Source organism: Streptomyces sp. NBC_00576 (assembly GCF_036345175.1).
In the GTDB taxonomy this organism is placed as follows: Bacteria; Actinomycetota; Actinomycetes; order Streptomycetales; family Streptomycetaceae; genus Streptomyces.
Genome location: NZ_CP107780.1, coordinates 5,643,587 through 5,669,326, shown reverse-complemented (window position 1 = coordinate 5,669,326; position 25,740 = coordinate 5,643,587). Strand labels below are relative to the sequence as shown.

At 68.7% G+C, this 25,740-nt stretch carries 23 protein-coding genes and 3 pseudogenes; 9 read left to right on the top strand and 17 right to left on the bottom strand.

Going from position 1 to position 25,740, the window contains the following annotated elements; genetic code table 11:
* Positions 1-66 precede the first annotated feature (66 nt).
* The 6 genes and pseudogenes from OG734_RS24480 to OG734_RS24455 form a co-directional block, all read right to left on the bottom strand.
* On the bottom strand, positions 67-1,806 hold the full coding sequence (locus tag OG734_RS24480; RefSeq protein ID WP_330289630.1) for a cellulose-binding protein: 1,740 nt from the start codon (positions 1,804-1,806) through the stop codon (positions 67-69).
* 221 nt (positions 1,807-2,027) lie between these two features.
* Positions 2,028-2,393, bottom strand: a complete 366-nt coding sequence (locus tag OG734_RS24475; protein WP_330289629.1) for a recombinase family protein — start codon at positions 2,391-2,393, stop codon at positions 2,028-2,030.
* Between the two features lie 4 nt (positions 2,394-2,397).
* Positions 2,398-2,612 (bottom strand): annotated as a pseudogene (locus tag OG734_RS24470) (helix-turn-helix domain-containing protein); the annotation flags it as partial.
* 228 nt (positions 2,613-2,840) lie between these two features.
* Entirely contained in the window at positions 2,841-4,298 is a 1,458-nt protein-coding gene (locus OG734_RS24465) for an NF041680 family putative transposase (RefSeq protein ID WP_330286107.1), read from the bottom strand.
* A 209-nt stretch (positions 4,299-4,507) separates the two neighbouring features.
* Positions 4,508-5,386: a GNAT family N-acetyltransferase gene (locus OG734_RS24460; RefSeq protein ID WP_330289628.1), complete on the bottom strand. Its 879-nt coding sequence runs from the start codon at positions 5,384-5,386 to the stop codon at positions 4,508-4,510.
* Positions 5,387-5,679: 293 nt separating this feature from the next.
* A complete protein-coding gene (locus tag OG734_RS24455) occupies positions 5,680-6,084 on the bottom strand; it encodes a type II toxin-antitoxin system PemK/MazF family toxin (protein ID WP_266841859.1) in 405 nt (134 codons plus the stop codon).
* Between the two features lie 110 nt (positions 6,085-6,194).
* Between OG734_RS24455 and OG734_RS24450 the strand changes: the two are divergent.
* Positions 6,195-6,959 (top strand): annotated as a pseudogene (locus tag OG734_RS24450) (IS701 family transposase); the annotation flags it as partial.
* Positions 6,960-6,981: 22 nt separating this feature from the next.
* On the opposite strand, the gene OG734_RS24445 reads toward OG734_RS24450, so the two are convergent.
* From OG734_RS24445 to OG734_RS24420, 6 genes are all read right to left on the bottom strand, one after another.
* Complete coding sequence (locus tag OG734_RS24445; protein WP_330289627.1) at positions 6,982-7,353, bottom strand: hypothetical protein; 372 nt, start codon at positions 7,351-7,353, stop codon at positions 6,982-6,984.
* Positions 7,354-7,412: 59 nt separating this feature from the next.
* Entirely contained in the window at positions 7,413-10,007 is a 2,595-nt protein-coding gene (locus tag OG734_RS24440) for a hypothetical protein (protein ID WP_330289626.1), read from the bottom strand.
* 1,322 nt (positions 10,008-11,329) lie between these two features.
* Positions 11,330-14,695 carry a S8 family peptidase gene (locus OG734_RS24435; RefSeq protein ID WP_330289625.1) on the bottom strand — a complete coding sequence of 1,122 codons (3,366 nt, stop codon included), beginning with the start codon at positions 14,693-14,695 and terminating at the stop codon, positions 11,330-11,332.
* 126 nt (positions 14,696-14,821) lie between these two features.
* Positions 14,822-15,883 (bottom strand): ABC transporter, encoded by a 1,062-nt coding sequence (locus OG734_RS24430; protein ID WP_330289624.1) that lies wholly within the window; start codon positions 15,881-15,883, stop codon positions 14,822-14,824.
* Positions 15,880-16,821: an ABC transporter ATP-binding protein gene (locus OG734_RS24425; RefSeq protein ID WP_330293772.1), complete on the bottom strand. Its 942-nt coding sequence runs from the start codon at positions 16,819-16,821 to the stop codon at positions 15,880-15,882. Before OG734_RS24425 ends, OG734_RS24430 begins: the two co-directional genes overlap by 4 nt.
* A 4-nt stretch (positions 16,822-16,825) precedes the next feature.
* Complete coding sequence (locus tag OG734_RS24420; protein WP_330289623.1) at positions 16,826-17,323, bottom strand: GntR family transcriptional regulator; 498 nt, start codon at positions 17,321-17,323, stop codon at positions 16,826-16,828.
* 138 nt (positions 17,324-17,461) lie between these two features.
* On the opposite strand from OG734_RS24420, the gene OG734_RS24415 reads away from it, so the two are divergent.
* Entirely contained in the window at positions 17,462-17,956 is a 495-nt protein-coding gene (locus OG734_RS24415) for a GNAT family N-acetyltransferase (RefSeq protein WP_330289622.1), read from the top strand.
* Here the strand turns inward: OG734_RS24415 and OG734_RS24410 are convergent.
* A pseudogene (locus tag OG734_RS24410) lies at positions 17,924-18,484 on the bottom strand (helix-turn-helix domain-containing protein); the annotation flags it as partial. The gene OG734_RS24415 and the pseudogene OG734_RS24410 sit on opposite strands and share 33 nt — an antisense overlap.
* A 525-nt stretch (positions 18,485-19,009) precedes the next feature.
* Here OG734_RS24410 and OG734_RS24405 point away from each other — a divergent pair.
* From OG734_RS24405 to OG734_RS24380, 6 genes are all read left to right on the top strand, one after another.
* Positions 19,010-19,753: a Crp/Fnr family transcriptional regulator gene (locus tag OG734_RS24405; protein WP_330289621.1), complete on the top strand. Its 744-nt coding sequence runs from the start codon at positions 19,010-19,012 to the stop codon at positions 19,751-19,753.
* 128 nt (positions 19,754-19,881) lie between these two features.
* On the top strand, positions 19,882-20,349 hold the full coding sequence (locus tag OG734_RS24400; protein ID WP_330289620.1) for a hypothetical protein: 468 nt from the start codon (positions 19,882-19,884) through the stop codon (positions 20,347-20,349).
* Between the two features lie 77 nt (positions 20,350-20,426).
* Complete coding sequence (locus OG734_RS24395) at positions 20,427-21,542, top strand: YihY/virulence factor BrkB family protein (protein ID WP_330289619.1); 1,116 nt, start codon at positions 20,427-20,429, stop codon at positions 21,540-21,542.
* Positions 21,543-21,675: 133 nt separating this feature from the next.
* A complete protein-coding gene (locus tag OG734_RS24390) occupies positions 21,676-22,101 on the top strand; it encodes a phage holin family protein (RefSeq protein ID WP_330289618.1) in 426 nt (141 codons plus the stop codon).
* Positions 22,098-22,577, top strand: coding sequence for a DUF3618 domain-containing protein (locus OG734_RS24385; RefSeq protein ID WP_330289617.1), 480 nt, complete (start codon positions 22,098-22,100; stop codon positions 22,575-22,577). The genes OG734_RS24390 and OG734_RS24385 overlap by 4 nt, the downstream gene beginning before the upstream one ends.
* On the top strand, positions 22,574-22,840 hold the full coding sequence (locus OG734_RS24380; RefSeq protein ID WP_330289616.1) for a DUF4235 domain-containing protein: 267 nt from the start codon (positions 22,574-22,576) through the stop codon (positions 22,838-22,840). The genes OG734_RS24385 and OG734_RS24380 overlap by 4 nt, the downstream gene beginning before the upstream one ends.
* 66 nt (positions 22,841-22,906) lie before the next feature.
* On the opposite strand, the gene OG734_RS24375 is transcribed toward OG734_RS24380, so the two are convergent.
* Complete coding sequence (locus OG734_RS24375) at positions 22,907-23,110, bottom strand: cold-shock protein (protein ID WP_164320436.1); 204 nt, start codon at positions 23,108-23,110, stop codon at positions 22,907-22,909.
* Between the two features lie 240 nt (positions 23,111-23,350).
* A complete protein-coding gene (locus OG734_RS24370) occupies positions 23,351-23,689 on the bottom strand; it encodes a MerR family transcriptional regulator (protein ID WP_330289615.1) in 339 nt (112 codons plus the stop codon).
* A gap of 672 nt (positions 23,690-24,361) precedes the next feature.
* Here OG734_RS24370 and OG734_RS24365 point away from each other — a divergent pair.
* Positions 24,362-24,721, top strand: a complete 360-nt coding sequence (locus OG734_RS24365) for a hypothetical protein (RefSeq protein WP_330289614.1) — start codon at positions 24,362-24,364, stop codon at positions 24,719-24,721.
* 165 nt (positions 24,722-24,886) lie between these two features.
* Here the strand turns inward: OG734_RS24365 and OG734_RS24360 are convergent, their stop codons facing one another.
* Positions 24,887-25,195, bottom strand: a complete 309-nt coding sequence (locus tag OG734_RS24360; protein ID WP_330289613.1) for an SCO5918 family protein — start codon at positions 25,193-25,195, stop codon at positions 24,887-24,889.
* 79 nt (positions 25,196-25,274) lie between these two features.
* On the bottom strand, positions 25,275-25,604 hold the full coding sequence (locus OG734_RS24355) for a CBS domain-containing protein (RefSeq protein ID WP_330289612.1): 330 nt from the start codon (positions 25,602-25,604) through the stop codon (positions 25,275-25,277).
* Between the last annotated feature and the right edge of the window lie 136 nt (positions 25,605-25,740).

Here is a 25,740-nt window from a genome sequence, read left to right as displayed (position 1 = left end):
GACGGCCCGGCGCGCACGCCACGGGTGGGTGGCGTTGCTGCCGGGCCGTCAGTCACTCACGCGGTCTCACTTCCCGTGCAAAGCCCTGCGGCGACGTCCGCGAAGCACCAGCATGCCGCCGGCAGCGATGACCACCAGGCCACCGTAGGCGCTGTACGTGACAGCGCTGCTCGCCCCGGTGGAAGCCAGGGGGCCGGACGCGCCGTTAGGGGTCGGCTGGCCGACGGGTGCGGCGCTGATCTTCGCCTCCGCCTGCGCCCGGGTGCCGGTCGTGCCGAGGGCCGAGACAACCGGCGCGGGGGCGGCCGGCGTGGCGGCGGTCTGCGTGGGGAGGGGTGACGGCTTGTCAGCGGCAGCAGTCCCCGACGCGGGCTTCAGCTGAAGAGTCGTGATCGAGTACGGCGGCAGCGTCTGTGCGACCGCCGTGCCCCGCTTCGCCGTCGTCAGGGCGGTGTCTCCCTTGCCGTACGAAACGGTCGTGACCGCCCCTGCGGCCGGGGTGAATCCGGCGTACGAGAGCGACACCTCCGCCGCGTTCTCCGGGCTCTTGTTGGTCAGCATGACGTTCAGACCGCCGTTGCCGCTCCGCACCGCGTGCACAGTGACCGACGAGTTGCCCGAGGACGACTTGACGATGGTGTCGCCAGGCTGCGCCAGTGCGGTCAGCGAGCGGATGCCCCAGTAGGTGGGGAAGGTTGTGTCGCGCGCCGGTTGGCACTTTCCCCCGGCGCAGGTGCCGGCGGAGAGAATGCCCCCGTCCTGGTAGTCGGTCTGGCCGTGGACGGTGGTGGGTGCTTGGTCCGTGCCGTTGTGCAGGTTCCACCAGTCCACGTGGGTGGCACCCTGCTCGAACCAGGTCATGTAGGTGTCCGGCGCGAACAGGGCCGCGGCCTGGCTGGTCAAGGCGGGCGAGCCGACGCCGTCGGTCTCGGTGACCGCGATCTCCACCGAAGCGGCGCGCGAGCCCGTGTACTTGGCGACCAGCGAGCGCAGCTCGGACGTGGTAGCGGCGATCTTGGAGGGGGTGTTCAGCAGGTCGTCCGTGGTTTTGCCGCCCGGATACCAGTGGACGATGACGAAGTCGATCGAGCTTCCCGCGATGGAGAGCACCGTGTTGTTCCAGTCGGCGGTGTCACCGGGAGCCTTCTCCTTGTCCGGCCAGCCGCCGGGGGTGGTGAGCACCGCTCCGATCTTCACCGTCGGGTCCACGGCCTTCATCGCCTTCGAGTAGGCGACCAGGTTCTTCCCGTACTCCCTCGGGCTCTTGTCGGCGTGATCGTCTCTTTCCCAGCCCTTGCCGTTGCCGTAGTGCCCGTTGCCGTAGACCTCGTTGCCGATCTCCCAGTACTTAACGCCGTAACCCTTGTCGACGTTGGAGTACTTGACCCAGTCGGCGGCCTCCTGGACGGTGCCGGAACCGTAGTTCGCGGTCAGGATGGGCTGGGCGCCGACCTTCTTCGCGATGGTCATGAAGCTGTCGAAGTTGGTGTTGGAGGGGATCCAGCCCTTGCCGTCGCCGGAGGTGTGGGTCTTCCAGTGGTATTCGTCCGCGCCGGAGCCGCCGGGATAGCGCAGCTGCCGAACTCCCGCGGCCTTCATCAGCGAGGTCACATTGGCGTCCCCCATGTGCTCGTCGCCGAAGCCCAAGTTGAGGCCGACACCGCTGCTGGGCACCGTGCCCAGGGAGGTACCGGCGTCCACCTTGATGCCGACGGTCTCCGCGGCGTCCGCGCTGGGCGCCAGGGCGCCGACACCGGCCGAGGCGGCGAGCACCGCCACCGCCCCCGCGACAAAGCGCCGGCGCATCCGGCTACGGCGGGGCGTGCGCTCCCGAGGCATCTGCTGTTCGGCGGATCTCGGGTTGTCTGGTGACACGTGGGGCTCCGATCGGGGGGTGCTGACACAGAGGGCGTAGCGCCGCTGACCACGGCTCGCCCTCGTCGGTACACCCCTGAGTGGCCAGTCAGAGCGAAAAGGTTGCCGTCTCAATCACTTTTTTCGCTGCCACCATCCACAAACGGCGGTGATCAGTCCTCTGACCTGGTGGGTTGGGGCAGTTCCGGCGTGCTCGTCGCCTCAGTGAGTGCGAGGCGACCACCCTTGAGTTCGGGCACGTAGTTGCAGATGGTGTTGCGGGAGACTCCGAGAAGCTTGGCGATCGAGGTGACGGTGTTCTCCGGACAGGCGAGCAGGTCGCGGGCGTGACGTACCTGTTCGTCGGTCATGGCCGACGGGCGGCCGAGTCGGGCGCCGCGGGCGCGGGCAGCGTCCAGGCCCTCGTTGGTGCCCTGCACGATGAGTACGCGGATGAACTCAGCGAGGCCGGCGAACACGTGGAAGACCAGGCGTCCACCGGGTGTGGTCGTGTCGAGCAGGCAGGCTGAGCACCGCACTCGTCGGGGTTCACATCGCCGTACGCGTGCCACCAGCCGCGCGCCTTGGTCTCCTTGGCGAGTCCCATGAGGGCGTTGCGCAGATCGTCGGGCGCTCCGTAGACCTTGCACATGGCCTCGGCGTCCAGACTCCGCAAGGAGGTCTGGACGGTCTCGATCCGCCACGTCTTCGCCTCGGACCACTCCAGTTTTCGCGGCGGCACGAACCGTGAGGCGTGCCGCCGCGCCCTACTCCTCGGCCCGGGGTACGTCCGCAACGAACGAGCCCTGCCCCAGCACCGTGCGGAGCCTGCCCTACGTCGGATGCCCTGAACGTCAGGGAGGTGGCGACTCGTGATGTCCCACCGAGTCCGCAGGAAACGCCTGGAGTCATGGGTGTGGACACTGGCCCTCATGGCCATGTCCGAGGCGGCGGTCCTGCTCATCCTCGACGTCCTAACTTGATCTTTAACCAGTGCGGCGTGGTCGTGGGGTAGTTGACTTCTTCGTCCGCTGTTTCGCAGGTTGTGTCCTGTGGGGTGTGTGCACGTCGTGGCGGGGAGTGGGCCGGGTGTTCTTTTGGCCCGGCGGCCGTCCGGGGCCCGGACGAGAAGGTTTCGGTGCTTGGGCTGGGCAGACCGCTTGTGGGCGGATGTGCCGGAAGTCGCGGCGGACTCGGGCGGGGGTGAGCCTGTCCGGGGAACTGGGTTTCTCCCAAGGGCGACGCCGGTCGGCTGCGAGTGGGCGGGCGAGCCGAAGTTGGGTGTAGGCAGCGAGGATCAGCCAGGTCCATCGGTCGGCTGCCTCGGGGGTGCGGATCTTCGGGGAGGTCCAGCCCAGGGTCTGCTTGAACAAGCGGAAGGTGTGCTCGATGTCGAAGCGTCGCAGGTATGCCTGCCAGAGACGGTCGGCGTCCGCCGGGGTGGCATCGGTGTCTGACCACCACAACCAGACCGGCTTCGGTGTTGCTCCGCTGGGCAGGTGGTCGATGTCCAGGCGGATCACCGTCCCCTCGACGATCGGGAGGGTGCCGTCGGTGGCTGCCCAGGAGGAGCGGTGGGTCAGCTTGGGGTGCAGCCGGTTCCAGGACCGGGCCCTGGCGGTTCCGTAGAGGCGTGTGTCGGTGACCGTTTCGGTGTCCGGAGTGCCCCAGGTGTCGGACTGCCCGAAGACGAACTCGCCGCCGTGCCGGGGCGGGCGGCCCTGGGTGTGCGGCAGTCGGGGCGGGACAGCTCTGCGCAGGACGCGGTCGGATCGCATCCTGGCCAGCACCTGGACCGGCAGGTCTTTGAGGAGAAAGCCGAGGCGGGGTGCGTCGTATCCGGCGTCCGCGACGATGAGGATGTCGGGGTCACCCGCCTGCCACTGCCCCGCTGCGATCAGTCGCTGAAGCAGATCGCGCAGTTGCCGGGCGGTGACGGTGGCGGTGTCGTCCCCAGGCGTCAGACGCAGTGCGTCCAGGGGTGCGGTCCATGAGCTGCGGCCGGGTTCGAGTGCGCAGATGATCGAGTAGGGCCAGCCGGGGACGGGGATGTGCTGATCCTTGCCTCTGCCGTACGTGTGGCACAGGATCCGCTGCGGTGAGGTGTGGGCGTCGGGCCGCAGCCAGCAGGTGACGTCGATGGCTAGGACCAGCCGCCCGTCGGCAGCCCGCGGCAGCGGTACTTCGGCCAGTGCCCGCCGCAGTCGGCCGGCATCGATGCTTCCACGGGCCACCGCGGCATAGAGCCCTCCATGGCCTCGGCGGTGCTCACCCACCAGTGACAGCTCGGCCAGCGACCTCACCGGCCCGTCGCCGCACAGAACAGCATCGGCCAGCTCGAACAACGCGTCCGAACGAGCGGTCAGGCAGGCGTAGAACTCGCCCCGGAAGCATGACAGTTGCGCCAACGGCTCTCGCCGGGCGTCGTGCTGCAGCAGACTCATCCTCACGGCCTTCGTGCTGAATGTGTGTGTTCCTTGGTCGGAGCACATGTTCAGCCGAAGGCCGCCTCCGTGTATGGCAGTTACCGAACCGGGTGATCAAGTTCGACGAACCATTCGACGTCGGACGTTAAAGATCAAGCTAAGGCCTGTTGTGAAAGTGCCGACGGGCCGGACCAAGTGATGCCCAGGTCCGGCCCGTGCTCTCGCCCCTACAGGTCGAGCTGGTACTGGAGTGTCGTGTGTGTGGGCACGTAGCCGAGGCTGTCGCTGATGTGTCTCATGTGCGTGTTGCTGTCGGCGGTGTCGGTCAGGAGGCCGCCGAGGTCTGGATAGCGCCCGTGGGCTTGTCGGATCGACTCGGCCTTCATCCATCGGCCGAGGCCGTGTCCGCGGTGTTCGGGCAGCACGCCGGTGCCGTAGTGCTGGCCATCTCCCGTGCCGTTGCCGGGGACGACGAGTTCTGTGAACCCGGCGATCGAGTCGTTGGAGGTGTCGATGGCAACGACCGTGTGCAGCTGGTCGCCGCGATCTTCAACGGCCTTCGCCGCGGCCCGGACCCGGTCCACGTCCCAGACCACAATGCCGTAGTCGGTGTCGTCCATGGGCATGTCGTCCATGGCCCGGCGTGAGGCGGCAAACGTCTGGGCGAGGTCGTCAGGGACGGTTCCCTGCCATGACGCCAGCCGGTAGCCGGGATGCGGACGCCCGATGACCTCGGCGAGGGCGGTGGCGTCCACGCCGGTCAGTGGCAGGCGGGCGAACCTCAGGGTGAGCACCTTGCGGAAGCCGCGGGCCGGCAGGAAGTGATCGCCGGGCGATCCGGCCTCGGCCTGCGCGACAACGCAGCGCCGGGCGTTGTCCCGGGCGGCGTCCACGGCAGCGTCGAGAAGCCGGGCGCCGACGCGCTTGCGCCGCTCCACGGGGTGGACTTGGAGGGTCAGTTCGGCCAGGTGCTCTTGTCCGCCATCGAACAGACGCAGAAAGGCCGTCCCGACGGGGATGGAATCGGCGTCGGACGCCAGCCATGCAAGGCGTCGGCTGTGCGCCCCGTGAGCGGGGTCGGTCAGTGGGGTGATGCGGAGCGACAAGGTGTCTCCGTCGTGAGGAGGTGGCAAAGGGCAGTACGCGGGCTCAACTGCTGGGCGCTCCTGCGCATGTGCTCCACACCTCCTCGTCGACAGTGCCGGTCCGGAACGACATGGACGGCTGGGCGAACCTAGCTGGCCCATCGGTTCCTCGGCAAAGGGTTAACTGAAGGCCGGTGCGACCAGGCCGGCCACAGCCACTCCCTCGCCGTCAAAGAGAAGGCAGAAGTCTGGGTTGATTTCGGCCATACTCCAGCCGTAGATCGTGATCTCGATGGTGAGTGGCGCCTCTCCGCCTACCCGAGTTCACCGAGACGGAGGGCGTCCCTTATCTCGCTGAGCTTCGCGGTTGTCGCCGGGGTCCGTTCCTTCGCCTGTTCGCCGAGACGGAGGGCGTCCTCAATCTCGCTGAGCTTCGCGGAGGACAGGACGCCCGCCCGCTCGATCAGGTCGTCCTGGGACACGGTGGTCAGCCACGTGCAGGGGGTAAAGCCCGGGCGCGGGAACGCGAACCGCAGCACGCCTTCAAAGGGCAGTCCTTCCATGGCACCTACTTGCACTTCGACGCCCAGACCGCTGATGTCGACGCCCGCAGGAGTGACGACCTGCATCGCCCGGATCCTGGACGCGTCGTCTGCCGCCAGCAGTACGACCAGCCGCCGCTCGTCGAACTCCACCCACCAGACTTCGCCACGTTGCACATGTCCTCCTGACTCAGGACGGCAGGCGGAACTGCGCGACCCTGACGCGTTGTGGAGACGGGTGCGGCCACCGTTGATCATCGTGAGTTGTGTGGACTGACGAAGAGACGATGGCCGCAGGTCACAGCATAGAACCCACCCGTTGGCGGGACGCGTTCGAGGGCCTGATGGGCCGGATCGCGGGGCGCTTCGCCCGGGTCGAACCCCGGCGCAGGGCGGCGCGGTTGGTGCTCGGTCTGTTGGCCGATCTGCCGCGCAAGAACTGCTGGACCATCGCCGAGTGGGCCGGCGAGACCACTCCGGACGGCATGCAGCACTTGTTGGGCAGGGCCAAGTGGGATGCCGATCAGGTCCGCGACGACGTGTGCGGCTACGTGGTGGAGCACCTGCACGACGACCGGGCAGTGCTGGTCGTCGACGAGATCGGCGATGTGAAGAAGGGCACTGGCACGGTCGGCGTCCAGCGCCAATACACCGGTACTGCCGGCCGGATCGAGAACTCCCAAGTCGCCGTCTACCTGGTTTACGCAGGTCAGCGCGGCCACGCCGCAGTGGACCGGGAACTCTACGTTCCGCGCTCCTGGACCTCCGACCCCGACCGCTGCCGCGCCGCGGGCCTTGCCGAGGACACCACCTTCGCCACCAAGCCGGAGCTGGCCACTCGTATGGTCGCCCGGTTCCTGGACGCCGGCAACCAGGCCGCATGGGTTGCCGGCGACGAGGTCTACGGCGGCAACCCGAAGCTGCGAACCGCACTGGAGGAACGCGGCACCGGCTACGTCCTCGCGGTGGCCTGCTCGCACGAAGTCACCACCGGTGCGGGGAAGTTCCGTGCGGACATCTTGGCCAAGAAGGTGCCCAAGCGGGCCTGGCAGGCAGCACTCAACCTGATCAAGGTTATTCGGCGCCGGTCTCGCCCTTGTTCAGCATCTGCGCCACCAGCAAGGCACCCCCGGCCGCCGCCCCCACCGCTCCCGCGGCCAGGAAACCGCGGGAGGAGCGCCAGGACAGCACCGACCACCGGGACTGCGCGGAGAACAACGATCCTGTGCTGAGCCACGAGCCGGTGGAGATCAGCGACAGGGCGGACCCGATCGAGCCGACCGACAGAGCGCTTCCGATCGAGCCGATCGACAAGGCCGAGCCGACGGATCCCACGGACAGGACCGATCCCACTGAGCCGATCGACAACACGGAGTCCTGTGACCACAGCGACAGCACCGAACCAGAGGAGGCACAACCGGTCGACCGCTCGGGCGTATTTGTCATGAGGCCATCCTGCCCGATGGTCGATGGTCACCCTGTCTGGCCTGTCCGGCCCGCCGTCCTCAGGTTCTGACCGTCAGGTACAGCCACCCACCCCAAGTACTCACGTTCGTCGTGTCCTTGGCGCTCCGCACATACTCCGCCCGCACCCGGAACTTCTGGTTGACCGCGTTGGTGAGGCTCAGTGAAGTCACCGCCATGCTGTTCGCCTCCAGCGAGAAGCAAGGTGACGTGGTGAGCGTGTGCCAAGCGCCGCTGTAGTACTCCTGGGCCTGGAACACCGAGCACTGGCCGGACTTGTTCGGGGTCACCGTGGCGGACACCTGGGGCTTGGCCGTGTGGTGGTAGACGCGGTACGTCGTGCCGCTGTACGTCGTCGTGCCGTAGTAGCCGCCGAGCCTCGTCGCGATACCCACCTGGTCGTGCACCGTCCGCGTCGCCGAGACCGGCGCGTACCGGTAGTCGCCCCCGAAAGATGCCGTGAACGTCGTGTTGTGGGTCAGCTTGTACGTCGTCTTCAGGTTGCCGCTGCTGTCCACGGCCGCCGACTTCACCAGCGTCTTCTTGCCGCCGGCCGGAGTCGCCCAGATCGACACCGTACGGCTGTTGTACGTCGCGCCCAGGTGAGCCGTGACCGTGGCCGTCGCCCCGTAGGTGTAAGTGGACGCGTTCGTCGCCACCGAGACCGTCGTCGCGACCCTCGACACCTGCACGATCGCCGAAGCCGTCGCCGCCTGGTGCGAGGCGTCCCCCGGATAGCTGACCGTGTACGTGTTCGCGCCGCCGATCGTCGGCGTGTCCTTGATCGTCAGCTTGCCGTCGGTACCCACAACGGCCGTCCAGCGAACCGGAGTTGACGTGTGGGCCGCGTCAGTGCGCGTCACCGTCACCGTCTCGCCGCTCGCGTACGGGGCGTCGGTCAGCGTGCCGGTGAAACTCAGCGCGGCGCCCCGCGTTGCCGTAGCCGGCGCCTTCAGGGTCAGGGCCGGGGTGTACGGCGAGACCTGGATGGTCGCGTCCGAGGATGTCGCCTCGTGGGTCGCGTCGCCCGCGTAGGAGAGGTGGTAGGTGAACCTGCCCGCAGCCGCCGGGGCGTCCGTGACCTTGAACTCCTGGGTGGCCGGGTCCACTTGGACCGCCGGGAGTTGCGCCGTTGTCTGCGTGTCCTCGTTCGTTCGCGAGACCTGGACTGTGGTGCCCTGGGGGAGGCCGCCCAGGTTCAGGGAGCTTGTCAGCGAGCCCGTGAGCGCGACCGCGCCCGGCTGCGCCGAAGTCACCTCGGGGAACGGGATCGTTGTCGACAGCTTTGCCACGTACACCGTCAGCGAGGCCGTTGCCGGGCGGTGCGTCGCGTCGCCGGGGTACGTCACCTCGTACGAGTACGCGCCCTCGTCCGGGCGGGTGTCCGTGACCGCGAAGGTGCCGTCCTTGTTCAACGTGGCCGTGGCGTCCGGGACTTCGTCGCCGTCCCTGGTCACCTTGAGGCTCGCGCCAGTTGGCAGCCAGCCCTTCGTGCTCAGGGTTCCCGTGAACCGGAACTGCTGCGTCGGGACCGCGTAGCGCGGGGCGTCCAGGGCCAGTTCGGTGTCGGTGAGTTTGGCGGTGGTCAGGACGTTCAGGGTGTACGCGCCCGTCGAGTCCTTCGTGACCGCGTACAGCGTCGTGCCGTCCGCTGCCCACTTCAGGCCGTCCGGGGACAGGGTGCCGGTCGGGAAGGTGATCTGGTTCTCGGCGAGGCCCGAACCGGCGTACATGTACAGGCCCGGGGCCGAGCCCGATGTCGAGCCCACGGCGATCGTGCCGTCCGTGTCGGCGGCGACGGAGTTCGGGGCCGAGTTCACGCCGCCCGTGTAGTACCCGGGGCGGGCTGCGGGGAGGAGGTCCGTGGTGCCGTATGCCTGGAGGGCCGGCTGCTGGGGGGCGGCCAGCAGGAGTTGGGTGCCGTCGGCCGATACCTGCAGGCCCGTTGCCGTACCGCCGTGGACGAACGTGTTGGCCTTCGTCGTCGCCGTCCCCGAGGAGACGTCGTAGGTGGCCACGTGACTGAGGCTCTGCTGCGGTTCCTCGGCGGCCAGGACGCCGCCGCCCGCGGCGAGGAGCGGGGCGACCGACCAACTGCCCATCGTGGACTGAGGAGTTGCCGCCGGGTCCGCTGCCGTCGGGTCCACCGAACCGATGGCGCCCTTACCGTCTGACGCCGGGTCCGTGTAGCCGTACCAGACCTTGCCGCCCGCCACCGCGACCGAGACCGGGGCGCTGCCCGTGCCCGTCGGGATGCGGGTGGATTCAGCCAGCGTCGTCGTGTCGATCGCGGCCAGCGCGTCGCCGTCCTTCAGGGCCGCGTACAGCGTCCCGCCGTCCGGCGACAGGGCCAGGCCCGTGGCGCCCTGTTCGTCGGTGATGGTGGTGACCGGGGTGCCGGACAGGTCGGTCACCACGATGCCGGTCGAGCCGGTGCCCTGACTGAAGAAGATGTGCTGATGAGCGGTGTCGACCAGCATGTGCGCGTACTGGGACAGCGGCAGCGCGGCCGTACTGTCCGCCCAGGCGACGGAGCCCGTGAGACCGGTGAGGCCAATGGTGACGGTCGTCAGTCCCGCGACGACCGATATCGCCGTCGTGAGGGAGAGCGAGACCTGCTGGGGACGGCGGCGCATGGAGCTCCTGGAGCAAGAAAGGTGAACGAGCAGATCGGACAATAGCTCCCCCTGCCGACCTGCCTGACGTCGGTGTCTTCCTGAATCCGGTAAGAAGCCGACGCGGCCGAGAATCGATACTGGAGGGCTCCCCTCGCGGGCGGCGCTGCCGAAGTTGTGCACCACGGTCGGTATCCGCAGCAGGGCCCCGACGAATGGTGCGGTGGCGTGCACGAATACGTCCGGCCGCCAGGCCTCGGCCAGCCGGAGCAGATCGCCGAGGGCGGACCGGCTGTGCTCGGCGTAACCGGCCATTCCTTGCTGCGCTTCTGGGCAACGCGTCGGCGTTGTTCCAGAGCTTTGACACATCGAAACGGCCCGCCGGATGAACCGACGAGCCGTCACGAAAGGTCTACGCCAAGGCGTCAGGGACCACTCTCAACAATCGCCCACCCACCATGGGGGGTTATCGCAGAAGGAGGGAGGGTCAGTTACGACTATGTCGCCCGGTGCTGGGTCCGCGTGGGCCTGCGTCGGCACGAGAACTGCTCCCAGCGCGGCGGCCAGGACGGCGGCCATCACTGTCGTCCTCCGGAACCGGTCAATGACGGTACTCATATGCATCTCCTTGAGTGCTCGATGTTCGGTGTGACACCTTCAGAACAAGGGCGTCAGGGGTACGGATCAACCGCCACATTGGACTTCCCACGGATGGTTCTGGCAGTAGGTGGGAGAACCAGGCGGGTTAACCGACGCCGCGTGGGCCTGCGTCTGCGACACGAAGACTGCTCCCAGTGCGGCAGCCAGGACGGCAGCCATCACTGTCGTCCTCCGGAACCGGTCAATGACGGTACTCATATGCATCTCCTTGAGTGCTCAATGCCGACGGTGGTCGGGACGGTGTCGCCCCGGGAGACCGGGGCGTGGAGCAGGTCGCCAAGCAGAAGGCTGCCGGTGGCTGCCGGGGCCGGGAGCGACGTCGGCGCTGCGGCCGAGGCGGCGGCGCCGGCCGGGGTGTTGCTGAGACACAGAGTGCCCCTTCCCCCTGCGCATGCGTGAGACAGGCATGCGCATGAAGTGGAGTGGTCAGTTCCCCGAGATAACAGCCATCTTGCTGCCAATAAGGCTACTTGGGAAGAGTCAAATGCTTGATAGTCGAGCAACTGCACAACTTCTCCACGGAGCTTTCGGACCACGGCCATCTGGGACGGCGAAGAACTGCCCCTGACCGGCCGAAGCAGGTGCAGGCCTGCCCTGTGGCGAACAGAAAAACGGGGGCTGTTCCACCGCGGGTGCGGCGGAACAGCCCCCAGTTCCTTTCCTTACCAGGCTGACCAGCCTGCCTACCTGACCGTCCGGTAGGCCCGGTGGATCGTCTGCTTCAGCGTGTTGCCGGCCGCGTCGGTGAGTGTCACGCGGAGCGAGACGGTGCCCACCCTGTCCGGGTGGCGCAGGTCGAGACGCTTGCCGCCGACCGCCTTCGCCGGGTGCCAGGTCCGGCCGTCGTCGTAGGAGACGGAGAAGGCCAGCTTGCGGGCGGTGCGTGCGGTGGCCGCGCCCTCGACCGTGAACGGCACCGAGAATCGCGTACCCGCCTTGGCCGTGCTCGCCGCGCTCAGCCGGGGCGTGAAGCGGACCACCGACAGCGGCAGCCGCTGCCCGACGCCGGTGACGTGCGCGGAGGTGAAGGTCCACTCGGCGGCGACCCGGGTGCTCACCGAGGACAGCGTGGTGGGTCGGGAGACGTCCGTGGTGAGACGGAACGCGCGCTTGGCGGCGGGGAGTTCGTACGAGACGCCGTTCAAGGGCTCGTCAATGGCGAAGACTCGTGTGCCGCCGTCCGCGTACAGGGTGCTCCTGGCCTTGCTGTAGCGGGAGTCGCCGATGTGGCCGGCGCCGTCGGAGAACAGGGGGAGGTAGGCCAGGAAGGTGTCGCCCATACGGACCGCGCCGGGGCGGTCCTCGCCGTCCGTCAGCGGGCCGGTGAGGTGCGGGCCGAAGACGCCGGTGTTGAACCGCTCGGTGTACTCCTTGCCCGCGCTGTACGAACGGGGCTTCGCGATCCACTGGCCGGCGTCCCACACCGGTTCGCCCTCGGCGTCCTTGCCGCCGTCCTGCGAGACGGAGTACCGCCACCGCACGCCCGGCAGGACGTACTCGGTGAAGGCGCCCGGCAGCGAGCGCGTGTCGGGGTAGAAGTCGAACGACGAGCCGCCCGGAGTCATCGGCGCGGCGACGAGCGACGCCGTCTTGCCCCTGGCGGGCGCACCGGCGGCAAGCGTGACCTTGGCGAACTGCCCGCGCTTCGGGTTCGCGGTGAAGCCCGACAGATCGCCGGTACGGTTCCAGACCGGCCGGTAGTGCGTACTGCCGTGCGTCCAGGTCCCGTTGTACTGCGCGAACGCCTCGCCCGCCGGAAGCCGGGCGCCGAACTGACCGACGCGCAGCCTGCCGAAGTCGCCCATGAGGTACGTGGAGATGCTGTGGTTCCCGCCGATGTCGAACCCGTAGTTGAGGGTGGCGTCGGTGTGCTTCGCGTGGCTGTCCGGCACGGTGATCCGGATCGGCTTGGCCTTGCGGGCGTCCATGACGAGGGTGGTGTCACGGGTGAGCGAGAACTTCGGGTTGAGGAGGAGGGCCAGCTCCCCGGAGCGGTCTTCGGGGGTCGCGCCCGTGTCGATACGGCCTTCGAGGCTGTAACGGCCCCTGGGCAGCCGTACGGTGAACTCACCGTCCGTGTCGTCGGAGAAGTCCCGCCAGATCTCGTTGTCCAGGCCCTGCACCCCGGTCTCCGAGCGGGCGGCAGGCTTGCCCTTCAGGTCGAGGTGCTTGACCGTCAGGTCGTACGACTCGACCTCGCGGTGTACGCCGATGCCGGTCCGTACGGTCGTACCCGCCCCGTCCGTCGCGGTGACCGCGCCGCCGAAGGAACCGTCGGCCGTGCCCGCGCCGCTGTCGGCGGTGACCTGGGCGGTCGCGGTGGCGCCCGCCGGGACGGTGAGCTGCTTCGGCGAGACCTCGAACATGCCCTCGGCGGCGGGCTTTCCGTCCTCGCCGTACGCCTCGGTGGTCAGGTCGAGGGTGAGGGGGCGGTCGCCGTCGTTGCGGTAGGTGATCGTTTTGGTGGTCGGCCGGTCGTCGGTGTGCGGCCACTGCTGGGCGGGGAAGCCGACGGTGGCCGGGGTCGTGGTGAGCTGCTGGTCGAGGGCGCGGACGATGTCCGTACGGCCCGTCCCCTGCGCGAACGCCGAGACACCGGCGGTCGGCTTGGCGGATGCGGTGAGCGCGGCCTTGATGCGCTCGCCGGTCCAGTCGGGGTGGCGCTGGGCGAGGATCGCGGCGGCGCCCGCGACATGCGGGGTCGCCATCGACGTACCGCTCATCGAGACGTAACCGTCGGCGGCCGGGGCGCCCTCCGTGCCCTCGGCGGCCTTCGCGGCGACGATGTCGACGCCGGGGGCGGTGAGGTCGGGCTTGAGGGAACCGTCCGCCGTCGGGCCGCGGCTGGAGAAGTCGGCCATCGCGTCGGCGCGGTCCACCGCGCCGACGGTGAGCGCGGCGGCTGCGCTGCCCGGCGAACCGATGGTGCCGGCGTCGGGGCCGTCGTTGCCGGCCGCGATCACGAAGAGGGCGCCGGAGGAGGCGGACAGCTCGTCCACCGCCTGTTCGAGGGGGTCGTCACCGGGGCTGTCGGGGCCGCCCAGGCTGAGGTTGATCACCTTGGCGCCCTGCGCGACGGCCCACTGCGCGCCGGCGATGACCCCGGACTCCTCGCCGTCGCCGCTGTCGTCGAGCACCTTGCCGCTGATCAGCCGGGCGCCCGGCGCGACCCCCTTGTACTTCCCCCCGGAGTGCGCGCCCGAGCCCGCGACCGTCGAGGCCACATGCGTGCCGTGGCCCACCCGGTCGACGGTGTCCGCCGCCTCGGAGAAGTTCTTCGCCGCGTCGACACGGCCGCGCAGATCCGGATGCGTGTCGTCGACCCCGGTGTCCAGCACGGCGACCTTGACGCCCTTGCCGTCATACCCGGCCGCCCAGGCCTCGGGGGCGCCGATCTGGGCGGTGCTCCGGTCGAGGGCCGCCTCGACCTTCCCGTCCAGCCAGATCTTCTCGACCCGGTCGGCGGCGGCCGATCTCGCCCGCGCCGTCCCCCCGCTCCCGGTGAGCGTCTGCCACAGCTCGGCGCCCTCGGACTTACGGGCCTTCAGCGCGTCCCCGTTGACGCTGGGCAGGTCCCGGCTCACCCGGGCACCGGCGGCGGACAGCGCCCTCGGCGCGAGGCTGCGGCCCTTGGCGTACGTCACGATCAGCGGGAGGTCGGGGCGGGCCGCGTCGTCGTACCCCCACTTCACGAGCTGCGTCACGTCGAACAGGCGCCGGTCGGCGGTGCCGTTCGCGAGGAGTCGCTCGGCGTCACGCGGGACGACGTAGGTGCGGTCGCCGTTCCGGGCTATGCGGAAGGTCGTGCCTTCCCGGCCCTTCGCGGGCCGCACGCCGGTGACCTGGCCGGTGGCGTCCAGGGTGACCCGGTCACCGGTGAGGAGGGTGACGGTCCTGGTCTTGCCGGGGGCGCCGGCCGTCGCTGCCGTACCGCTGACGGTCTGTGCGGCCTGGGTTCCCGGTGCGCTGAGCAGGGTGGCGGCAAGGGCGGCGGCGGTGAACAGGGCGAGAGCCGAAGCCTCACTCGCCCGCTTCTTTCGGTGATTCAAGACATGCCTTTCTCTCCGGCTTTCGGGCACGGCGAAGCAGCCCGGCGGACGGGACAGAGAAACAAGGAGGGAAAGAGGCGCCCCTTTGGAAAGGGGAAGGGGGAAAGGGGCGCGGGGCGTGCGGCCTCAGACGAGTCGCTTACGGCCCCAGAAGAAGAGGAACGCCACGACCCCGGCCGTCAGGGCGAAGAGAATCGAAGCCCCGAGCCACTGCATACCGTTCATCTGCGACATCGGGAGGTAGTCCACGGACCAGCCCACGACGCCCTCCTTCTTCAGGCACAGCTCAAGCGCCTGGTCCGTGTTCGTGTTCCTACAGGTGCTCCAGCCGAGCAGATCCCCGCCGGCGGTGAGGTACGACTCGTCGAGCTGAAGCGCCGCCTTGGGCAGGTCCGGGAACGCGTTCTCGGCAGTGACGCCCTTGTTCGACGTGACCGTGACGACCTCGCCGAGCGACAGCCGGAAGTAGCCCCAGACGAGCTGGACGGCGACGGCGAATCCGAAGGTGACCACCATGGCCATCAGCGTGCGGCGCAGCACCACGCCGATCGCCACACCGCCGACGACGGTGAAGAGGGTGAGAGCGACGGGCACGGGTCCCGTGATGTCGAAGGCGGAGCCGGAGCTCCAGTCCAGGACCGTGTTCTGGTCCTTGACCGGGTTCCACCACCAGCCGAACACCGCCGACAGCGCCCCCGTGCTCACCACGACCACCAGTCCGGCCAGCCCCAGCTTCGTGGCGAGCCAGCGGGTCCGGCTCATGGACTGGGCGGCGACCAGCTTGGCCGTGCCGTTCTCCAGGTCGCCCGCGAGCAGCGGGGCACCGAGGAAGACACCGAGCAGGATGGGTATCCCGCTGAGACCGGTGGAGACGTAGGAGAACGCGTTGACGTACTGCTGGAAGTGCTCACCCACCTCGTCGAAGCTCTTGCCGGGATAGCCGTAGCCGTCGAGGAAGTCCATCATCTGGCCGCGTTGGTAGACCATCCAGGCCAAGGAGAGCGCGGCAGCGGCGAGGATCGCCCAGAACCCGGCCCGGTGCTGGCGCCAGACCAGCCAGGTCATACCGCTGAGGCGGGGGCGCCGGGTGGCCTCCGTGGTGGTCGCGTTCATGGTCCCGTTCTTGCCGTCGGTCGGGGTGCCGGTCGTGCTGCCGGCCGGGTTCGAGGCGCTGGTGAAGGTGCTCATGCCGCCACCGTCCCGGTGCCGAACGACAGGCCCTGCCCCTGAACCTGGGCGGTGGGAGTGATCAGCGGCGGTGCGTCGGGTGAGCGGAGATAGGAGAGCAGGAGTTCCTCCATGTTCGGGACGTTCGTCTCCCACGGGCCGGTGACCGGGCCCTCGGGGCGGATGAGCGCCGTGAACTGCCGCCCGCTGGTCCGGGACTCGACGAGGGTGTGGTGCCCGAGGCCGGCGGGCAGACCGCCCTCGCCCTCCCTGGCCCCGGTGACCAGGGTGTGCACGGACATCAGCTCGTCCACGTCACCGGCGAGGCGCACTCCGCCCCCGGAGACGACGACCAGGTAGTCGCACACGTTCTCCAGCTCGGCGAGAACGTGGGTGGACATCAGCACGGTGGTGCCGCGCTCGGCGGCCTCGGCGAGGAGGGTGCCCATGATCTCGTGGCGCACGACCGGGTCGAGGTCCGACATCGGCTCGTCCAGCAGCAGCAGGTCGGGGCGCTTGCCGAAGGCGAGGGCAACGGCGACGCGGGTGCGCTGGCCGCCGGAGAGGGTACTGATCTTCGCGTCGAAGGGGACGTTGCCCGCGCGGACGATCTCCTCGGCGGCGCGCTGGTCCCAGCCCGGGTTCAGTTCGCGCCCCAGCCGCAGGGTCTCCGCCACGGTGAAGCGGCGGAACAGGGGCTTCTCCTGGGCGAGGAACGCGGTGCGCCGGCCGGACTCCGCCGAACCCGGTGCTTCGCCGAAGAGGCTGATCGAGCCCTGAGTCGGCTCCAGGACATGGGCCGCGATGCTCAGCAGCGTGGTCTTGCCCGCCCCGTTGGGTCCGACCAGCCCGCAGATCCTGCCTGCCGGAAGCCGGAAGGAGCAGTCCCGCAGCGCCCAGCCCCGCCGGTAGCGCATCCCCAGTCCATACGCCTCAAGCGCCGGCTCCCCCGCGTACATACCGTCACTCACCTGTGCTCCTAGTTGTCGTGGCCCCCGTGGACCCCGTTGTCGTGAACCCCGTTGCCGTGGACCCGGTGGTCGTGGCCCCCGTCGCCGCCGTGGTCCCGGCGGCGTACTGCTTCTCCATCGCCGACGCGACCAGCGCGGTCACGTCGTCCTGCTCCAGACCGGCCCCGGCCGCCTTCGACATCCACGCCACCAGCTCCCCGTACAGCGGCGAGTCGGTGCCCGTCTCGGGGCGGCCCAGCGTGCGGCGTACGAAGGTGCCCTGGCCCGGCCGCGGTTCGACCAGACCCTCGCGCTCCAGCTCGCGGTACGCCTTGAGGGTGGTGTTCGGGTTGACCGTGCTGACCTCGGCGACTTCCTTGGCGGTCGGCAACCGGTCCCCCGGCACCAGTACGCCCAGCCGCAGGGCCTGCTTGGTCTGCTGCACGATCTGCTGGAAGGCGGGGACCCCGCTCCGCCTGTCGATGCGGTACTCCACGATCACCACCACCATTCCACTACTTGATTAGTGGAATGATGATGGAGGGGTGCGAGGGCAGTTGTCAACGAGGGGCCGGGTGCGACGAGTTGGCGCTGCCGGTGTCCATAATTGCCTTGCCGCTGGTGTCCCAGGCAGGGCAGGGTCTGGATCATGCTTGAACTGCGCACTTTGGAGTCAGACGACTGGTCGATCTGGCGGGAGCTGCGACTGGCGGCACTTGCCGAGGCGCCTTACGCGTTCGGATCGACGTTGGCAGAGTGGAAGGGAGCCGGCGATCGCGAGGAACGCTGGCGTGCCCGCCTGGAGATTCCTGGTGCGCGCGATGTCGTAGCGGTCCTCGACGGTCATCCGGTTGGGATGGCCAGCGGAGTCCCGGCCGAGGAAGACGCCAGTGTTGAGCTGATCTCGATGTGGGTCAGCCCCGTGGCACGTGGCCAGGGAGTGGGAGACCTCTTGATCGGGGCGGTGGAGATGTGGGCTGTGGAACGGCACGCCAAGACGTTGCGTCTGTCGGTGATGCCGGACAACGGCAAGGCGATCGCCCTCTACGAACGCCACGGTTTCGCAGACATTGATGAGCTGGGCGATCTCCTGCCCGATGGCGTGCGTAGAGAACGGGTCATGGCGAAGAGCCCGGTCGGGTGAGTGCTCCAGGACGTGCTCGATGCGGTCGAGTTTGGCGTCGTATTAGGGGTCAGCGGACTCCTTCCACGTCTTGGTGCGCTGGAAGGTGACGCCGCGTCGGGCGAGCAGGCAGCGCAGGGCCTCGCGGCCGATGCCGATCTCCCGATCCGGGACGGTGTGCAGATAGCCGGCGAGTTTGCGGATCGACCAGCGGGTGAAGGGCTGACCCAGACGGGTCGGTCGCGTCTTGGCCGTCGCGACGACGAAGTCCTCGTCGTCAGGAATGAGCAGGCGGGGACGGCCTCCCGCCCACCGAGGGTCCAGCGCGGCCAGGCCGATCTCGTTGAAGCGGTGGATCACATCGCGCACCGTGTCCTCGTCCACTTGCACGAGTTGGGCGATGACCGGGACCCGGTTCCCGCCGGCCGAGGCCAGCAGCATCATCACCCGCCGGTAACGCACCGAACTCGTACTGCCCCGGCGCACGATCCGCTGTAACTTCTGGCCCTCTTGATCACTCAGCCTGCGGACTCCGACTGGTTCCGCCACCACGCCTCCACACATTGGATGGGATGTCAGACCCCCATCCAACCGGCCCCAGCCCCGTCCCGGACGCAAACCGGTGAACCTAATTCGTTCTCAGCGGCCCACACAACTTGAGCGGGCGGCGGGGCAGCGGGGGTGAAACCAACCACCGCTGCCCCCTCACCCCGCCACCCCCGCAGCCACCCCGCATCACCACACCTCCATCACCTTTTTCGAACCGGAAACCCGATTTTTCGCCAAGTACTCCGCATCCGACCGGTTCCTTGCGTTGTTACGGACGGTCGTTCGAGTGCTGGGGCTGACCTGAGGGTCCTGTGGGGTGAACCCGGTCCGGGTGGGCGGGAGCGGGAGGTTGCCGGCAGGGGCGCCGGGGGCAGAGATCAGGGGGCGCGGGCGGTTTACGTGCCCATACATGAAATTACCGGGTGGTACACCCGAAGTGGCGTAATTCACTCAGCCCAAAGCTTCGCTCTGTCACCATCAACGCCATCACAAAACCTGGTTCCGGAACGCGGCGGGGGGCGTGGAATGGGGCTGCTGGGCAACGAGCTGGCGTTCGCGCAGTCGCTGACCGCGCAGGAACGCGAGGGCGTCATGGCCCTCGGCAACCCGAAGCACTTCGCGGCCGACGCCCATCTCCTCACCGAGGGCGACCGGTCCAGCCATGTCCTGATAGTCGTCAAGGGGTGGGTGACCGTCTCCGTCGCGACGGACCGGGGAGCCACCCGGCTGATACTCGGGCTGCGCGGTCCCGGTGAACTCCTCGGTGAGATGGCCGCGTTGGACCCGCATCCGCGCAGCGCAACCGTGCGGGCACTGGGGCCGACGCAGGCCCAGGTCATATCGGGGGACGCGTTCCGCAGGTTCCTCGCCGAGCATCCCCGGGTGAGCGGGCTGGTGATACGCCAGCTCACCTTCCGCCTCCGCAGCGCCGACCAGGAGCGGTCCGCGCTCGCTTCCCTCACCGTGCTGCAGCGCCTGGCCGGCCGGCTCACCGAGCTGTCGGGGTCGGGCGGCGCACCCCGTGGCCCGTACGCCCGTACCGCTCCGTCCAGTTCATCGGTCGTCCAGCTCGCCCAGGACGAACTGGCGGCCAGCATAGGAGCCACCCGGGAAGCCGTCGCCAAGAGCCTGCGGCTGCTGCGTAATCAGCGGATCGTGCGGACCGGCAACCGCGTCGTGGAGATCCTCGACCCCGAACTGCTCGCCCTCCTCGCCGACGGCCATGACGGTCATGACGGTCGTACGGACGCGGAGGGGCAACCCGCGTAAAACCTGCCGCCCGTCGTGTGTAAACGGCCACAGACGGCCCCCGTCCCGGGCCCGACCCTGAGGGGACGACCGAACGACAGGCGAACGACGACCGAACGACGATCGAACGCACCAAAGGGGGCAACGGGGTGGACCGCGACGCCATGGATCTCACCGAAGCGCACTACGAGTTGGTGATCAGCGTCGACGCCCGGCGTTCCGGGGAGTACGACGACATCGACAAGCCGCGGATGCGTGCCCGGATATACCGGGTCGTGGAGACGGCGTTCACGCACGCCAAGGTGGCGCGGGACGCCGTCCACATGGAGGACCGCGGCGACGGCGTACTGCTGTCGGTGTCCGCGCGGGTGCCGGTGACCCGGCTGCTCGGGCTGTGGATGGTCGAGCTGCACGAGAGCCTGCGCGACGAGAACCGTTCACTGCGGGTGCCGTTGGGGCTGCGGATCGGGATGCACGTCGGGCCGGTACGCCGCGACGCGCACGGGATCAGCGGGCGCGCCGTCGACCTTGCCTGCCGGCTCGCCGACTCCTCCGCCGCCCGGGAAATGCTCGACGCCGAGACGGTGCGAGCGCCGAGCGGGTACGAAAGTTCCTGACCGGTCAGGTGCCGTAGAACCGGGAGCAGTGCCCGCTCCCACGGTTGGATCGCCGCCCGAGCGGATACTCGTGCGGAATGCTACGCATCCTGAAACGGCATGGACACCCTGCCGAGCCCGGCGGGCACAACGGGCATGGCGGGCACGATGAGCACGGCAGGCACGCAGCGGCCGACGGGACCGCCGGGGCCGCCGGAGCCGCGCGGGCGCCCGAAGCCGAGCCGGACGAGCGGGTGGAGCGGCGGGAGCCGGACTCTCCGACCGACCTGCCCAGGTCCTCCTGGTGGGCGGTGCTGAAAGGCACTGTCAAGGAGTTCAAGGAGGACGAGCTGGTCGACCGGGCCGCCGCGCTGACCTACTACGCGATCCTGGCGTTGTTCCCGGCACTGCTGGTGCTGGTCTCCCTGCTCGGGATCATGGGGAAGTCGACGTCGCAGCGGCTGCTGGACAACATCCAGGAACTGGCCCCGGGCGCGGTGCGGGATGTCCTGCGCAACGCGGTGCAGCAGATGCAGGGCACCGCCGGGATCGGCTCGGTCATGGCGATCGTGGGCCTGGTGCTCGCGGTGTGGTCGGCCTCCGGCTATGTCGCCGCGTTCATCAGGAGCGCCAATGCGGTGTACGACATCCCGGAGGGCCGCCCGGTGTGGAAGGTGCTGCCCGTCCGCGTCGGCGTGACGGTGGTCCTCATGGTCCTGGCCGTGGCCAGCTCGGTGATCGTCGTGTTCACCGGCGGCCTGGCCCGGCAGGTGGGTGGCGTACTGGGGATCGGCGACACGGCGCTGACGGTGTGGTCGATCGCGAAATGGCCGGTGCTGGTGGTCCTGGTCACGATCATGATCGCGCTCCTGTACTGGGCGACGCCGAACGCCAAGGTCCGGGGCTTCCGGTGGATCACTCCGGGCAGTTTCCTGGCGCTGGTGATCTGGATGGTCGCCTCGGCCGGGTTCGCGGTGTACCTGGCCAACTTCGCCTCGTACAACAGGACGTACGGCACCTTCGCCGGCGTGATCATCTTCCTGGTGTGGCTGTGGATCACGAATCTGGCGATCCTGCTGGGACTGGAGTGCGACGCGGAGCTGGCCCGCCAACGCGCCGTCGCGGGCGGCCACCCGGCCGAAGAGGAGCCGTACGTACAGCCGCGGGACACCCGGAAGTGGGACGCGGAGGACCGCCGCCGGCTCGAATCCTGAGCCGGTGGAGCAGTGCGAGCTCCGGCGGGGTCCGGCGGGGTGACGCGGGCATGCGGGGGTACTCGCACAGCCGACCGATCCGACCGATCCGACCGACGGGCAACGATCGCCTACGAAGGACAGGTGAGCACCCATGACAGCGACAGCAGAGGGCTCCCACCGCACGGGCAGCGCAACGCAGGAACCGGTGGGTGATCTGGTCCAGCGTGCCTCGCAGCAGTTGTCACAGCTGGTCCGCGACGAGATGCGGCTGGCTCAGGCGGAGATGACCGAGAAGGGCAAGCGGTTCGGCAAGGGCGGCGGCCTGTTCGGGGGCGCCGGCCTGGGAGGTGTGCTCACCCTGCAGGCACTGGTGGCCACCGTGATCGCCGCGCTGTCGCTCGCCATGGACGTGTGGGCGGCGGCGCTGATCGTCACCGGCGTCCTGGCCGCCGTCACCGCGCTGATGGCGGCACTCGGCAAGAAGCAGTTCAGCAAGGGATCACCGCCGAGGCCCGAACGGACGATGGACAGCGTGAAGGCCGACGTAGCCGCGATCAAGGAGAGTGCACACCGATGACCGAGAACAGGGCCGAGAACAAGGCGCAGCCGGGCAACGACACGACACCGTCCTCCGAGGAACTGCGCAGGCGGGTCGAGGCGACCAGGCAGGGACTCGGCGAGACCGTCGAGGCGCTCGCGGCGAAGGCCGACGTCAAGGCACGGGCCCAGGAGAAGACGACGGCCGTCAAGCATCAGGTCGCGGAGAAGACCGCACATGTCGGGGCTCAGCTTCGGGACAAGGCCACGCACGCGGCCCACGCGGTACAGGACAGGACCCCCGAGCCGGTGCGGGCCAAGGCCGCGGCGGCCGGTGGGCAAGTCCGCGGCAAGGCTGTCCACGTCGCCGAACTGGCCCGGGACAAGGCCCCGGAACCGGTACGCGAGAAGGCCGGCCAGGGCATGCGGGTGGCGCGCGCCAATCGCGCCCCGCTGCTCGCCGTCGGCGCGATCATCGCGCTGCTGATGGTCCGCCGGTCGAGGAGGCACCGGTGAAAGCCTCGAAGATCGCTTACAAGCCGGTCGGCATGGCCATGGGCGCCCTCGGCGGCATCCTGGCCGGCGCGTTGTTCAAACGGGCCTGGAAACGGCTCGCGCACGAGGACGAGGCCCCGGACGCCACGGACGAGTTCCGCAGCTGGCGCGAGGTGCTCGCGGCAGCCGTCGTTCAGGGCGCGATCTTCGCCGGAGTCAAAGCCGCCGTCGATCGCGGGGGCGCCACCGTCATCCGGCGCGTGACGGGCAGCTGGCCGGGCTGAACCGCCGGTGAACGTCCTGGGCCGCGCGGCGTAGCGCCGCGCGGCCCAGACGTTTCACGGCAAAGATCAGGCGGTGGTGATGTTCTCCGCCTGGGGGCCCTTCTGGCCCTGGACGACGTCGAACGTCACGGCCTGGCCCTCCTGGAGCTCACGAAAGCCCGAGGAGTTGATTGCGGAGTAGTGCGCGAAGACGTCCGGACCGCCGCCGTCCTGGGCGATGAAGCCGAAGCCCTTCTCCGCGTTGAACCACTTCACAGTTCCAGTTGCCACAGTCATGCCTTCCAGTCGATGAACGCCTGCCCCTTCATGGGGCAGACGGAGGTGATCGCCCTGGTCCCTGCGGCACAGCACAGCAAAGCGCCCACACCAAAGGCGTGGGCAAGGGGAAATCCGAACCACGACAGCTCACACAGACGCTACCCGTCCGCACCCGCTATCACCACAGAAAACTCCGCTCAGTATTCCAGCCATGCTCGTGGGTGATGGCCCGCCGGGGCGGGCACGCTCACTTCAGGACGCAGCCGACGGTTTGGACGACCCCTCGGTGCGGCGGTATTCGGCGTTGATGCGCTGAGCTTCCTCGAGCTGGTCCTCGAGGATGATGATCCGGCATGCGGCCTCGACCGGCGTACCCCGGTCGACGAGCTCACGCGCGCGGGCGGCGATGCGCAGTTGGTAGCGGGAGTAACGGCGGTGTCCGCCCTCGGAGCGCAGCGGTGTGATCAGCCGTGCTTCGCCGAGGGCCCGGAGGAAGCCGGGAGTGGTACCCAGCATTTCGGCGGCCCGGCCCATCGTGTACGCGGGGTAGTCGTCGTCGTCGAGACGGCCTAGCGACTCGTCTGCTGTCATCTCACCTCTCTGTGGAACGCGTCGAGGGGCCTTGGTGCCGAACGGCACCAAGGCCCCGAAGGAACAGCAAACACCATCTGCCGGCCCTACTGCTGCACCGGCCTTCTTTTTCCGCACAGCCGCCCGATACGTCGGCCGGGGTGCGGGGATCGCGGATTTATGACCGGAGACCACCTGCCTATCGATGTCCTGCGGTACCCGGGCTCAGATTTCCGCCCGGGCGATCCTGATGGCGCTCCACTCCTCCGTTCTTCCCTCTGGATCAATCACTTGCCTAACGGGAACTGCAAACTGCGGGACTGCAAACTGCTGGTACTGCTCTGTACTGCACGGGTACTGCCACCGCGTCAACCGCGGTCCTGCTCACGGCGGCCCCTCATCACTGCGGGCCACCCGGTCCGGTCGTCAGTCCCGTCGCCGTCATGCAACAACCAGGCTTCGACACTCCACCACCGCACCGTCCTGCGTGTACTGCTGCCCGCCAGTTCGTGTCTGCCGGGCCTCGCTCGATCTCGGCTACGAGAGAAACAGTAACGACCGGGATCCCCAATGTCTACTCCAGCAAGCATAGATTTTGGTGTGCTCGACGATGAGGTATCTGCGTCGGCCGGCCTGCGGATGTCTGGGACCGTCCGCAGCGCGCATACGGGCCGGTGCATAGAATCCGGTCCCATGTCGAAGCCTGACGAGCTGATCGTTGACGTCGCCGCTCTTGTGGAGTCCGGGCGGAGCAACCAGATGTCCCTGACCGTGGTCACCGGTGGGGCCGTCATCACCGGAAGACTGGCCCCCGAAGCCGTGTGGAGGCAGAGAGTTTCGGAGGTGCTGACGGACTCCGCCCATCTGGGCGAGTTCTCCGCCGTCTTCGAAGCGCCCGCCAAGAAGGACGGGCCGCCCACGCATCTGCACTTCCATGTCGCCCGGATCCTGCAGGGCACGGTGGGGATCCCGGAGACGGGCGGTATGTACCGCATCGCGATCGAGGACGTCAGTGCCTGGACCGTGGGCGACTTCCGCTACTCCGACCACTGACCCACCACACCAGTCATTCACCGCGCCCTCGACCCACCTGCCCACCGACCCACCGACCCACCCCGCGCCGATCCCGGCACGGCACGACACGACACGCAGTGAGGGCCCGACCGGCGTGTGCCGGTCGGGCCCTCACTGATGTTCGGCTCACGCCGTTGCGGTCGGTCAGACGGCCACGGGGGTGCCCAGCAGCTCGGAAGCCAGCTGGTACGGGCTCTCGACAGGCTCCGGGACGGCCTTGGGAACAGTGCTGCAGGTGAAGCCGAGCTTGGCCATGGCCCGCGTGACCTCACCCGCGCTGAAATCGCGGGGGTCCTGTCGGGTGACGACCTGGCCGACCTGCTTGACGGGGTAGTGGCGTCGTCCGATGATCACGGACTCACCGGTGATCGGCTCGGGCTTGATGCCCTTCATCGACTCCAGCACGCCACTCTTGGTCAGGTCGAACGGGAAGCGTGCGATGACACAGCGCATGATGCCTCACAGGGAGAAGTCGAGACGGGAGAAGTGGGACGGAAGCAGGTCAGGACGGGGCCGACCACGGTGAAGCGGTTCAGCGGGAGAGGGCGAGGACGCCCGGCGCGCTGCCGTGTTCGGTGAAGAGCCCGCTGCCGTCGGTGATGTCACTCAAGCGAATCTGATCCGTGTAGCCACGGCTGTCCCGAACGGCGGCGAGCCGGGCCCGGGTGACGAGGCCGACGTACTGGCCGTCCTCGTCGCAGAGGACCAGATGCCCCGTGCGGGCGGCGGCCGTGACCGACAGTGCCACCTCGACGGTCATGTCGTGCCAGACCTGCGGTCCGGCCGCGTCCATGGCGTCAGCCGCCGTGCTGTGCACGGGGTTGGCGCCTGCCGGGCGGTTCTGCATCTGGACCAGCGTCAAGAGTGCCTCCTACGGAGAGCGGAGATGGGTCGGCTTCCTGATCACGAAGGTGCTCAGCAGCTCCGCGGGACATGCGGTTGGTTCACCGCGGGCCGGTGGGGGCTGGTCGCTCCCCCGCTCTCGGCGGAGCCGCAGA